General features: G+C 52.1%; 9 protein-coding genes and 1 CRISPR repeat array (1 of these 10 only partly in view). Of the genes, 7 read left to right on the forward strand and 2 right to left on the reverse strand.

What is annotated here, in order from left to right; genetic code table 11:
- Positions 1 to 380: 380 nt before the first annotated feature.
- Positions 381 to 629, reverse strand: a complete 249-nt coding sequence (locus ACN0YR_RS11405) for a transposase (protein ID WP_417849346.1) — start codon at positions 627 to 629, stop codon at positions 381 to 383.
- A gap of 18 nt (positions 630 to 647) precedes the next feature.
- Positions 648 to 1385: a transposase gene (locus tag ACN0YR_RS11410; RefSeq protein ID WP_417849347.1), complete on the reverse strand. Its 738-nt coding sequence runs from the start codon at positions 1383 to 1385 to the stop codon at positions 648 to 650.
- A gap of 708 nt (positions 1386 to 2093) precedes the next feature.
- On the opposite strand from ACN0YR_RS11410, the gene cas3 reads away from it, so the two are divergent.
- From cas3 to cas2, 7 genes are all read left to right on the forward strand, one after another.
- Complete coding sequence (gene cas3 / locus ACN0YR_RS11415; RefSeq protein ID WP_417849348.1) at positions 2094 to 4346, forward strand: CRISPR-associated helicase Cas3'; 2253 nt, start codon at positions 2094 to 2096, stop codon at positions 4344 to 4346.
- 121 nt (positions 4347 to 4467) lie between these two features.
- The gene (gene cas5c, locus ACN0YR_RS11420; RefSeq protein ID WP_417849349.1) at positions 4468 to 5187 is read left to right on the forward strand and encodes a type I-C CRISPR-associated protein Cas5c; all 720 of its coding nucleotides are present in this window, start codon (positions 4468 to 4470) and stop codon (positions 5185 to 5187) included.
- The gene (gene cas8c, locus ACN0YR_RS11425) at positions 5184 to 6929 is read left to right on the forward strand and encodes a type I-C CRISPR-associated protein Cas8c/Csd1 (RefSeq protein WP_417849350.1); all 1746 of its coding nucleotides are present in this window, start codon (positions 5184 to 5186) and stop codon (positions 6927 to 6929) included. The genes cas5c and cas8c overlap by 4 nt, the downstream gene beginning before the upstream one ends.
- Before the next feature lie 4 nt (positions 6930 to 6933).
- Positions 6934 to 7824 (forward strand): type I-C CRISPR-associated protein Cas7/Csd2, encoded by an 891-nt coding sequence (cas7c, locus tag ACN0YR_RS11430; RefSeq protein ID WP_417849351.1) that lies wholly within the window; start codon positions 6934 to 6936, stop codon positions 7822 to 7824.
- A 10-nt stretch (positions 7825 to 7834) separates the two neighbouring features.
- Positions 7835 to 8524 (forward strand): CRISPR-associated protein Cas4, encoded by a 690-nt coding sequence (cas4, locus tag ACN0YR_RS11435; RefSeq protein ID WP_417849352.1) that lies wholly within the window; start codon positions 7835 to 7837, stop codon positions 8522 to 8524.
- Between the two features lie 106 nt (positions 8525 to 8630).
- Complete coding sequence (cas1c, locus tag ACN0YR_RS11440; RefSeq protein WP_417849353.1) at positions 8631 to 9662, forward strand: type I-C CRISPR-associated endonuclease Cas1c; 1032 nt, start codon at positions 8631 to 8633, stop codon at positions 9660 to 9662.
- 12 nt (positions 9663 to 9674) lie between these two features.
- Entirely contained in the window at positions 9675 to 9965 is a 291-nt protein-coding gene (gene cas2 / locus ACN0YR_RS11445) for a CRISPR-associated endonuclease Cas2 (protein WP_417849354.1), read from the forward strand.
- Between the two features lie 177 nt (positions 9966 to 10142).
- Positions 10143 to 13362: direct repeats of the CRISPR family, unit length 31 nt; unit sequence ATCGCTCCCTCACAGGAGCGCGGATTGAAAC (it continues 586 nt past the right edge of the window).

Genomic DNA, 13362 nt, shown 5'->3' on the forward strand with positions numbered 1-13362 from the left:
GCGAGCCCCACACAACCAATAGACTAAATCACCAATCACCTCAAATCTACTGAAAAACTAAAAGAAAGATGCTCTAGTCGAGCACCCAGCGATGTTTCATTCAAGATCAACCCAATATCAGTCGCATTTCAAACGTGAACCTGCCTCAAGAAATCCAGCTAGCCCGTATTTCTCACGGGGTGGTCTTGGAGGTCGCTTTTTGGGGTGTTCGGGTGATTGACGCTCACTCGCGACAGACCGGGAGCGGTGAGCTGGGCTCCAGGGCGCGATTTCCATGGAGAGAACTCTCAACTCAACTGAGGTGGGGGGAGATTTGTTCGCAGGTTGCTCAGAATTGTTCCGAACATTCTCTGTAGCGGATGCGTAGCTGAGAGTCTCACTCAAATTCGTCGGACGCTGACCTTGATCTGAGCTCCGATTTTCAGCACTCGTGTGCGGACGGTTTCTGCCTGAGCCGACTCGAATTCCGTCCCGCTCAACCCGAACGTCCGCAACGCATGGTGCAACACGTATGCAATCGTCGAGAAGGTCAGCCGTAATTGATTCGCACGCATCGTGTGAGCACTTGTGCGATCAGCGAACAACATCAACTGTTGCTCTTTGATCGAAGTCTTACTACCGCTCAGCAAGTGACTGCTCAGCCGCAGTCACGCCGATTGCTTTTCACCCCGAACACGATAAATCTGTTCATACAAAGACTGTGGATCAGCCCGAGCCAACTCGAGACTGGTCACCACGAACCGCGGCCACCCATCACAGAATGCATACAGCGGCAGGAAACAGTGGTGACCATAGTACCCGTGAAAGAACTTGCCGAGTTGGTCCCCATGCACCGGATCGTCGGTTGCATCGAAGTCGATGACCAATTCCTCCGGCGTCCCTTGCAGCGACCGCAACCGAATAAACAGATCGATCAGCGTGTCATGGATCGATTCCACATTGGCTGCAATCTTCTTGTAGCGGCTCTGTTCACTGGCTCCGGGTGGCGTGAGTTGCAGCCGATTGAGAGTACTTTTCCCCGCCAACGGCTTGCCGCGGTCCTGTTCGTCGCGTCGGTCTTGACCGGTGATGTCAGAACGTCCGACGATCAAAGCGAGCAACCGGTCGCTGCGCAGAACATCGTGATCATTCAGATCTTCATACCCCAATGCGAGTCCCATGATCTGCTGACTGAGCAACTCTCCTACAGAAAATTCAATGCGATCAGGGTCACGGTAATCTCGGAAACAATCGACAAAGGAGTCGATGATCCCCAGTCGCTGTTCGATCTCCCGCAGCAGCAACCCACCCCCGTCCGAAAAGATCGGCTCCGCCGAAAAATCAGCTTGGACAGAACGGGCCTGATGAGGTTGAAAAAGCGTGAGCTGCTCGAGACACTGTGTCATGACGAAACGGTCCGTTTAAAGTTGCGAAGGTGTTGTGTTCAAAATCACTTACGCAAAAAACGACCGTTTCGTTTATTCTTCCAGTGAGAAATCCGTGCTAATCACTTCTCAAACGCTTCAGTCAAGGAGACCACCTGCCTGCATTTCTTGAAATTCGTGAGCGCAGGCTAGCGGTAATCTGATTCTGCTCACGCCAACTCGTGTGTGGTTTTTTTAGCTATCAGAATAATCTCTTGCAGGAAGCGTCTGGCAAGCGATTATCAAGCAGGTCTCTGTCAGCGAAAACGGTCAACAAATGGGTGTCGTGACCGCGCCATAGTCTGGACCGTTCGTAATCGACCGGAATGGCAGTTCGCCGCTGAAATCGGATTTGAGATCAAACTTCGACTCGAGTGAATGAGACACGTTTCCTTCGCCAGGCATCGACGCAGAAATATCTTCGGCTTCTGGTTGATTGAGAACATCCTGTGATATCAACCTGAATCGATAGCAACGTGTTTTTCACCTTGTTTACCTCCACCGCGTTTTCGACATAGACCTTCTCAAGCAGAGACTTTAGAGGCAGGGCTAAGTGTTTAACTCGAGGGCGACATTAGGTAATGTTAGAAATCTACGAGAGGAATTATTATAAAAAACAAAGGTGCTGAGAATTCTCTTAGAGTCTTTGAGTTGACAACTGCTGCTTGAATTTGTCAATCTCTTTTCATCATGAGCAGGGCCACTCGAACAAACAGACATTTCTTTGCACACTCCGTTGAGGATGCGGACCAGAGTCAATGGGAACCACTTGAAGTTCATCTGCGAGAGGTGGCTGAACTCTCTGAAAAGTTCGCTGCCAGTTTTAATGCTGCCGACTTCGGTTATCTGGCAGGTCTGTGGCATGACATCGGGAAGTTCTCGCGAAAGTTTCAGGATTATCTGCTCACCGCGAATGGTTTTGAAGCACACATTGAACAGCGAACCAAAGTCGACCACTCCACTGCTGGGGCAAGACACGCTGCGGAAACGATTCCGCCTTGGGGACAAATCATTGCGTACGTGATCGCAGGTCATCACGCAGGGTTAGCGGATCGAGAAGGACCGCGTTCCAGCCTGACCTCTCGTCTCCAAGAGAAAGAGATCGAACCTTACAATCTCGCTCCGGCGGACCTATTGAAGCCACAGCGAGTTCTCGCAGTCCCCTCGATCAAGATGCCCGACAATAATCGCGAGACCATCGGGTTCCAACTCGCCTTCTTCACACGGATGCTCTTCTCCTGCCTCGTCGACGCGGACTTCCTGGCAACTGAACGGTTCATGAGTCCACAGCGAGCGAAACTGCGACCACAAGATTCATCACCATTTGAAGAGATGCAATCTGCCCTACAGTCGCTTCTGAACGAGAAAGCTGAAGCTGCTCCTCCAGGCAAAGTCAAAGAATGCCGGCAACAGGTTCTCGCAGCCTGCCGAGAAGCCAGCCTATTTCCAACTGGACTCTTCTCCCTGACCGTCCCCACCGGCGGCGGCAAAACACTCTCTTCGTTGGCTTTTGCAATTGATCATCTGCTAAAGCACGACCGTAGTCGCATCATTTATGCCATCCCTTTTACCAGCATCATCGAGCAGACTGCCAACGTCTTCCGCGAAGTTTTTGCAGACCTTGACTCCAGTCTCGTTCTCGAACACCACTCCAACGTTGATCCTGATAGTCAGCACGAAAGCCCTCAATCGAGACTCGCTGCCGAGAACTGGGATGCACCACTCGTGGTGACTACGAATGTGCAATTCTTTGAATCGCTCTTCGCAGCCAAAACCTCTCGCTGTCGTAAGCTGCACAATCTGACGAACAGCATCATCATTCTCGATGAAGCACAAACACTGCCGGTAGACCGTCTGAGACCATGCCTCGCGGTGCTGAATGAGTTGGTCCTCAACTATGGTTGTACGATCATTCTGTGTACAGCGACGCAACCCGGTATTCTGCATCGTGAAGATTTTAAAATCGGGTTGCAAGATGTTCGAGAGATTATTCCGAAACCCGCGGAGTTGTATCAAACGCTCAAACGCGTGGATGTCACAAAAGCGGGAACACTGACCGATGACGAACTCATTGAACGACTGAGCAAACACGATGCGTTCTTAACCATTGTTAATACACGGGCACACGCAGCCAAGTTGTACCGTGAACTCAGCGAGCAATTGGATTGCCAAGATTCAGTATTCCATCTCAGCACTTACATGTGCGGACAACATCGATCGGAAGTCATCTCGGAAATCCGTCAACGCTTAAATGATGGAGAATTTTGTCGAGTCATCAGTACACAACTCATCGAAGCCGGAGTTGATGTCGACTTCCCCGTTGTGTACCGCGCGATGACCGGAATCGATTCGATTGCACAAGCTGCCGGTCGTTGCAATCGTGAAGGCCGTTTACCGACCGGTGATGTCTTCGTCTTTGAACCGGCGGAGGTCAAGCTGAATGGGTATCTCAAGTCTGTTGCGCAAACAGCAAGGGAGATCGCCCCCGACTTCGATGATCTTCTCGACCCTGAAGCAGTACAGAAATACTTTGAACTGCACTACTGGAATCAAGCGGGTGAAAATAAATGGGACAAAACCAGCGACAAGGGTGTTATGAATTGTTTTCCGTACGGCAATAACATGCCGTTCAATTTCCGCACTGCTGCTGAACGCTTCCGCATGATTGAAGAGAACGGCCAGACCATTTATGTCCCTTACAAGAAAGAAGGAGAGCAACTCATTCAGCAACTTCGCGACGACGGACCTGACCGTTTCCTACTACGAAAACTGCAACGATATTCCGTTACGCTGCATGACCATCTCTTCATACTCATGCGACCTGATATCGAGATGATCCACGACCAATATCCTGCCTTACTCAACCCCAGCGCCTACGACGTAAAACTCGGAATTAGGGTCGACCGACCGGGGTACATTGAGTCTTCGGTCCTGATGCCATGATTCATAATAGATTAGTAAAAATACAAAATCTTGTTAAACAAAATTGAGTTCATCACTCACTTACGAATAACGCACGACTTCTGCTTTTCAATTCCTGACACGTCCATAGAAGATTTCAACTATGCCATCGACATCACCAATCAAACTCAAAGTCTGGGGCGAGTACGCCTGTTTCACCCGTCCTGAAATGAAAGTCGAGAGAGTCAGCTACGACGTCATCACCCCTTCCGCTGCGAGGGGAGTTCTCGAAGCGATCTACTGGAAGCCGCAGATTCGCTGGGTGGTTGACCGGTTGCATGTCCTCAAGCCGATTCGCTTCACGAACATTCGTCGCAACGAAGTCTCCTCGAAAGCATCGGCATCGAATGTCAAATCAGCAATGAAGAAAGGAACATCGGACAGCCCGCTCGGGATTTTCATCGAAGAGAACAGGCAACAACGGGCAGCGACGATCTTGCGGGATGTCGCCTATGTCATTGAAGCCCATATCGAACTCATCGACAACAGCGATCCTGTAGAAAAACATTTTAACATGTTCAAGCGTCGGGCTGAGAAAGGTCAATACTTTCATCATCCTTACTTTGGTTGTCGAGAGTTCCCCTGCGACTTCGACTGGATCGACGGAGAAATTCCTGCTTCAGAACTGACAGGTGAACAAGACCTGGGCTACATGCTGCACGACATCGAGTTTCAACCAACCAGCGGAAAGAAGTCGGACACCATCTCCGCCCACACCGGTGAAAGGCTCAACACCATCCCACATTTCTTCCGAGCTAGCATGACTAACGGAATTATCGACGTCCCCGCCCTCGAACGGACTCAACCAGAGGAGCAAGCATGATTCTGCAAGCACTCAATAATTATTACGAACGTCTCTCAGCTGATCCCGAAGCGGACGTCGCAGCGTTTGGGTTTAGTCGACAGCGCATTGCTTACGCTGTCGTGATTGAAAAAAATGGCGCCTTTCACAGCATTGAAGATCTTCGCACGCAAGAGGGCAAGAAACTTCTCGCTCGATCGCTTGTCGTCTGCGGTGGTGCGAAACCGTCTGGCTCTGGGGTCAACCCCTGCTTCCTTTGGGATAACCCAACATACATGTTGGGCTATAAGCCGGATGACCCAAAACCAGAACGAACGCTCCAATGTTTTGAAGCTTTTCGCCAACGGCATCTCGACCTCGAAGCCGCCATCAACGATCCCGAATTCTCTTCCGTTTGTCGTTTTCTGGAAAAATGGGAAACTTCAAAAGGCGCCGAGCAAGAAACCTTAGTCGATATCGCGACAGGCTTTGGTCTCTTCCGCATTCGTGGGGCAAAGCATTTCGTCCACGAGCAACCAGCCATTCGTGATTGGTGGTTAACACAAATTGGTAATAACGACGAGAGTTCAGAAGAAACCACCGGGCAATGCCTCGTGACTGGAAAGTCAGCGACCATCGCACGCTTGCATGAACCAAAGATTAAAGGAGTCATGGGAGGTCAATCTGCCGGAGCAGCGATTGTTTCCTTCAACCTAGATGCCTTCGAATCGTATGGGAAAAGCCAATCCAACAACTCGCCAGTCAGTGAATTAGCGACCTTCCAGTATTGCACCGCCCTTAATCGACTCCTCGCTGACCGCAGTCGTCGTATCCAAATTGGCGATGCGACTACGGTCTTTTGGACCGAGCAGAAGACTGAAGCAGAGAACATTCTCGGTATTGTCCTCGGTAACCCTCCCCCGGAAGATCAGGCACAATTGAACGTGCTGCAAGCGACTCTTAAAGCGATTGCCAGCGGTCAGTATCCCAGCAACTTCGGAGATCAGTCGACACCGTTTTACGTCCTCGGACTCTCTCCCAACGCAGCCCGAGTTTCTGTTCGGTTTTGGTATGTTACGACCTTGGGCGAGTTCGTCAAACATCTTCATCAGCACTTCGCAGACCTCGACATCGCCCGCAGCGAACGAGACAAAGAATTCATCGCCCCCTGGCAAATCATTCGCGAAACCGCCCGCGAATCGAAAGACATTCCACCGTTGCTCAGTGGGGCGCTCATGAGAGCCATCCTGACCGGGCAACCTTACCCAACGATGTTGCTCTCCGCCCTCATCCGCCGCATCCGAGCCGACCGCAGCATCAACCATACTCGCGCCGCAACTATCAAGGCGTGCCTTAATCGTAACACCCGTTTTAATATTTCCCCTCTTGAAAAGGAGCTTCCCATGTCCCTTGACCCTGACCGAGCAGACGCCAGTTATCGCTTAGGTCGACTCTTCGCAGAACTTGAGAAAACTCAGGAGGACGCCATGCCCGGAATTAACGACACGATCAAGGATCGTTACTTCGGAGCAGCCTCTGCCACTCCCGGAAGTGTCTTCCCGCGTCTTATACGGATGAGTCAACACCACCTGGGCATGCTCGAGAAGCCAACAAAAACCTACCACGAAAAGAGGATTCAGGAAATCTGTTCAATGCTTGATGTCTTTCCAAGCCATCTCAACCTGAAAGACCAAGGTCTGTTCGCCATCGGCTATTACCATCAACGACAAGACATCTTCACTAAAAAAAATAAACTAGCCACCACCAATTCTGAAGAGGAATAGAACCATGATTTCACGATACGATTTCGTTTACCTGTTCGATGTGAAAGACGGAAACCCCAACGGCGATCCCGATGCTGGCAATTTGCCCCGTGTCGATCCAGAGACAGGACAGGGCTTGGTCACTGACGTTTGTCTCAAGCGAAAAATTCGCAACTATGTAGGTCTCGTGAAAGAAGAGCAGCCACCATTTGAAATCTATGTGAAAGAGAAAGCGATTCTCAACAATCAGCACGCTCGCGCTTATGAAGCCCATGATATTGACCCCAAAAAACGGAAGTCGAAAGGCAAGGACAAGGCAGCAGAAGACAAGGAATTGACGAAATGGATGTGTCACAACTTCTTCGACATACGCAGCTTCGGAGCAGTCATGACGACCGAGGTCAACTGCGGGCAGGTCCGCGGTCCTGTCCAGTTTGCTATGGGACGCAGTGTCGATCCTGTCGTTGCTTTGGAACATGCTCTCACACGCTGTGCTGTGACTACAGAGCGAGAGGCGGAAAAGCAAGATGGTGGAAACCGTACCATGGGACGCAAGTTCACCATTCCCTACGGTCTCTACCGTGTCCATGGTTTCATTAACCCGCAACTCGCTGCTCAAACCGGATTCGATGAGAATGGAGAAGACCTGGAACTCTTCTGGTTGGCACTTCAGCAAATGTTCGAGACTGATCGCTCTGCATCCCGAGGAGAGATGTCACCGCAGGCACTGATCGTTTTTGAACATGCGAGTAAGCTCGGAAATGCGCCTGCCAACAAATTGTTCGAGCGAGTGACAGTCAAGCGACAAGAAACCGCTGACGGTGAAGCAGTTCCCGCTCGATCCTTCTCCGATTACGCCGTTGAAGTAAACGAACAGAATTTCCCCGAAGGAGTTACTATTCTCCGAAAGCTGTAAGTGTAATGATATGACCTACGCCGAAGACAATCTCATTCCACTCTCTGCCATGCAGCATTTGTTGTTTTGTGAGCGGCAGTGTGCGCTCATTCATGTAGAGCGGTTGTGGGCAGAGAATCTGTTTACGGCGGAAGGGAACTGGCTGCACGAGAAGGCTCATACCGGCAAACCTGAAACCCGCGATGGTGTCCGCATCACGCGGGGGTTGCCGCTGCAAAGCTTTTCTCTCGGGCTCTCTGGACAAGCGGATGTCATCGAATGGGAACCACCCACAGAGCAGAGAATTGGTCGTAAGACACTCGTCGATGTCTTACAGCGATCAACCGCAGAACAACGTGCCAAGTGGCGCGTCACGCCGGTCGAATATAAACGGGGGAAACCGAAGTCCAACGATTGCGACCGAGTACAACTCTGTGCACAGGCGATGTGTCTTGAAGAAATGCTCGGTGTTTCCATTCCCACCGGGCAACTTTTCTACGGAGAGAAACGTCGTCGCGTCGATGTCGCTTGCGATGAAAAGTTAAGAGCAACGACGACCGCAACGGCAATTCGTCTTCATGAAATCATTGACAACATGCTCACACCGCCCGCCGTCAGAGAGAAGAAGTGCGACACCTGTTCGCTGTTCCATCTCTGTCTGCCTGATGCCACATCAAACACCAAATCTGCCAAAGAGTACTTAAATCGAATGCTTCAGTAATATCACTTCTTATTACTCCCACACGTTTCTACTTACATCGAATGTCGACCACGGAGTTGAGGCATTGTTGTTCTAATTACGTTTCTGGTTAATAATAAGGGCACCTGTGAAAACGCATCTCAACACGCTGTTTATCACCACAGAAGGGACGTACCTAGCAAAGGACGGAGAAGCAGTCACAGTCAGGGTTGAAAAGGAAACGAAGCTCCGCGTTCCTCTCCACAATCTCGACGGGATCATGTGCTTCGGTCGCATCAGCATGAGTCCACAACTGATGGGGGCATGTGCCGAAGCCAACATCTCCATCTCATTCCTTTCACCAGAAGGACGCTTTCGTGCCGCTGTGGTTGGCTTCTCGCCCGGGAACGTATTTCTGCGTCGCCAACAGTACCGACTTTCCGACGCCTCTGATGCTTGCGGTGCGATTTCCCAGGCAATCGTCGTGGGAAAACTCGCGAACTGTCGCGCCGTTCTACTACGTGCAGCCAGAGACTCCACCGATCCAAACCGCAGCGAACGTCTGCAAGCTGTCGCCGGTCGATTAGCTGCGAATATCATTGATGTGCGAGCGACAAATGACGTTGATCGCTTGCGGGGTTTAGAAGGCGAAGCAGCTGTCAGCTATTTCTCGGCCTTTAATGATTTGGTGAACGCCGCTCCCGATGAATTCATCTACACGAAACGCTCGCGTCGACCGCCACGCGACGCACTGAATGCGTTGCTCTCACTCATCTACGCCCTTCTTACACACGATGCCCGCTCCGCTTGTGAAGCATCTGGCTTAGATGCGGCTGTCGGTTTTTTGCATCGCGACCGTCCAGGTCGTCCCGGCATGGCACTCGACCTGATGGAGGAATTTCGACCATTTCTCGCTGACCGCTTGGCATTGTCATTAATCAATCGACGTCAGGTGACCGAGAAAGGTTTTGATTATCTCGAAACCGGAGCAGTGAAGATGGACGACGCCACCCGCAAAACGGTTCTCGTCGCCTACCAGGAACGCAAGCAAGAGGTCATCACACATCCTTTCCTCGGAGAGAAAACGTCCGTCGGTTTATTGATTCACTTGCAAGCCCGACTCATGGCGCGCCACCTTCGGGGCGACCTTGATGGTTACCCTCCTTTCATCTGGAAATAAGAGAGAAAATTTATGTATGTCCTCGTTACATATGATGTCGCCACATCAACTCCGGGAGGCATCAAGCGCCTCAGGCATGTCGCCAAGACTTGCTTGAACTATGGGCAACGCGTACAAAATTCCGTCTTTGAAATGAAAGTCGATCCCGCACAATGGACTGACTGCAAGTACCAGCTAGAATCAATTATCAACCCCGCTGAAGACAGCCTCCGTTTCTACTATCTGGGAGCCAACTGGCATCGCCGCGTCGAACACGTTGGAGCCAAGCCCAGCTACGACGTCGACGGTCCCTTAATTGTCTAACGCGAACCCAAAGCGCACGCACCATCCCCTTTAGGTTCGCGATAGCCATAAGCACAATGAAGTCTGGAACTTAACACTTCCGCCCAGCAAAAGAACAATGCCTCGTGACTATCAAATCACCCGGTTCGCACTTTCCATTCCCTATCCCGAATGCTCGATTCAAGTTAACCTCTCGGTATCGCTCCCTCACAGGAGCGCGGATTGAAACTCATTCCCGTTTTCGTCAGTCACCATAACCGCGAAATCGCTCCCTCACAGGAGCGCGGATTGAAACTCTGGACGCCCACCGCCTAGACGTAAACCACCTGATCGCTCCCTCACAGGAGCGCGGATTGAAACACTCATATCGCCTACCAGTTTGAAAGATGTCCTAAAATCGCTCCCTCACAGGAGCGCGGATTGAAACAATCCGCCGTCGACGCCGTTTCGGCGAATCACGCATCGCTCCCTCACAGGAGCGCGGATTGAAACGCGCCAGGGCTCGGTTCCGTCGACCTGATCGGCGATCGCTCCCTCACAGGAGCGCGGATTGAAACTCGTCAATCGATGCCGTCTCGACTTACGGCCAGGATCGCTCCCTCACAGGAGCGCGGATTGAAACCGATTGTCCCAGTAGTCGCACGCCAATCTGCATATCGCTCCCTCACAGGAGCGCGGATTGAAACCGTGGTCAGTCGTGTCAATATCACCGTCACCGGATCGCTCCCTCACAGGAGCGCGGATTGAAACTGGTAGGTGGCGCCAACATAAACCTGATCTCATCATCGCTCCCTCACAGGAGCGCGGATTGAAACAATTCACGGAATCGACGGCGCGTCGCATCGTCCGATCGCTCCCTCACAGGAGCGCGGATTGAAACAAGACCTACGCGACAACAGGTTACACGGAACCGGATCGCTCCCTCACAGGAGCGCGGATTGAAACACTTCGGGGTTGAGAACTACGAGCAGAAACAAAATCGCTCCCTCACAGGAGCGCGGATTGAAACCGTTGCACCTGAAACCACAGCTTTGCGAAGAAGCCATCGCTCCCTCACAGGAGCGCGGATTGAAACTGTGCTGCCAGTGCCGTTGCTTCTGCGTCGCCAAATCGCTCCCTCACAGGAGCGCGGATTGAAACAGCAACCGGTGTTGATTATCTCGCTGGAGATAGAATCGCTCCCTCACAGGAGCGCGGATTGAAACTGTTAAACATGATTTTCGCCAACTCAACGACCAGATCGCTCCCTCACAGGAGCGCGGATTGAAACACGTCGATTACAGACATCTAGCCGAATGCTCCAATATCGCTCCCTCACAGGAGCGCGGATTGAAACTGCAACGACAACACGCTCCAAACCTCGCACTCCAATCGCTCCCTCACAGGAGCGCGGATTGAAACAAGGCGTCAGAAATCAACGTTGATAAGCAGCTGAATCGCTCCCTCACAGGAGCGCGGATTGAAACACCGAGCGGGGATTGCCAAGATCCTGTTCGTGGAATCGCTCCCTCACAGGAGCGCGGATTGAAACTGATTTGTTTTTCTTGTCCGTTCATTCCGCTCCCCATCGCTCCCTCACAGGAGCGCGGATTGAAACATTGCTCCACCTCGGTTATTCGTCGTCGCTGGAATATCGCTCCCTCACAGGAGCGCGGATTGAAACAACATTGGCGACGTGATTGGTGACTTGCTCGGTGATCGCTCCCTCACAGGAGCGCGGATTGAAACAATGACCGCAACTCAGCGACCATCTTGCCCAGCAACATCGCTCCCTCACAGGAGCGCGGATTGAAACTCAGCAGCCTCGGCTTTGGTGAGCTGCTGCTGACATCGCTCCCTCACAGGAGCGCGGATTGAAACAATGACTTCTGAGAATACGGCCTGCTTGTGCCAGTATCGCTCCCTCACAGGAGCGCGGATTGAAACCCCTCGAAAAATCTCTAAAAATCCGTCCGGCGAAGATCGCTCCCTCACAGGAGCGCGGATTGAAACCAGTCATTGCAGGAGGAGGCGAGAGAGGCGATTGATCGCTCCCTCACAGGAGCGCGGATTGAAACCCCGCACCGAAAGTGCTCAAGATTGAAGGCAGCCATCGCTCCCTCACAGGAGCGCGGATTGAAACTTTACAAGCAACTTGAGTCCGCGTGAATTGGTGCATCGCTCCCTCACAGGAGCGCGGATTGAAACGCTGTCGAATCTGAGGGCTGCTGAGGACTTCGTAGATCGCTCCCTCACAGGAGCGCGGATTGAAACTGTTTTTGTGATCGCCATTATTCTTGAGCACCTATCGCTCCCTCACAGGAGCGCGGATTGAAACGTCACCGCTTGCGGGTGTGCCTTGATGATCGACCTATCGCTCCCTCACAGGAGCGCGGATTGAAACAGCGGAGTGGACTCCCTTCCAAATTGGTCCAACTATCGCTCCCTCACAGGAGCGCGGATTGAAACTTTGATCTGCTGCTTCAACTCCTCCAGAAGAAGATCGCTCCCTCACAGGAGCGCGGATTGAAACACCAGTGTTGCGAACTCGATATCGTCACGTTTCCATCGCTCCCTCACAGGAGCGCGGATTGAAACCAGATGCCGCCTCAGAGAGTTCTGGAAGCGAGTATCGCTCCCTCACAGGAGCGCGGATTGAAACAATGGCCATCGAGGTCAGACGGCGGATTCGCTCGATCGCTCCCTCACAGGAGCGCGGATTGAAACACGAAAAACGGAAGCAACTGGAACAAGCTCTCGCATCGCTCCCTCACAGGAGCGCGGATTGAAACTTCCTGCTGCAAGGTCGACGGCATTGTTGTGACATCGCTCCCTCACAGGAGCGCGGATTGAAACATGTTGGATGCGATCAGGGCGTTTGACTCGCGTGTATCGCTCCCTCACAGGAGCGCGGATTGAAACGCAACGACTACAGAAACCTTGAATCGCAAATCCATCGCTCCCTCACAGGAGCGCGGATTGAAACTGCGAAAGTTGACCTCCGACGAAGTTGATGAGTTGGATCGCTCCCTCACAGGAGCGCGGATTGAAACAACTATGCTTAAAAACACAGCCGGGCAATCCGTTGATCGCTCCCTCACAGGAGCGCGGATTGAAACAGCGAAAATGGCGGAATGATCGCCGGAACTGGAGGGATCGCTCCCTCACAGGAGCGCGGATTGAAACGGTATTCGGTGGGCGTCACGCGTGAAGTCGAACAATCGCTCCCTCACAGGAGCGCGGATTGAAACGATTTGCCAATCGTTATTGGTGGTGTCTCCGATATCGCTCCCTCACAGGAGCGCGGATTGAAACGGCACTCTTAGTGACTGGTTGTCTTCAGGGTTGATCGCTCCCTCACAGGAGCGCGGATTGAAACGATGCCCTGCACAACTTCCGAGCCTCTGACCGGTATCGCTCCCTCACAGGAGCGCGGATT

The sequence above is a fragment of the Thalassoglobus sp. genome, from assembly GCF_048270125.1.
GTDB lineage: Bacteria > Planctomycetota > Planctomycetia > Planctomycetales > Planctomycetaceae > Thalassoglobus.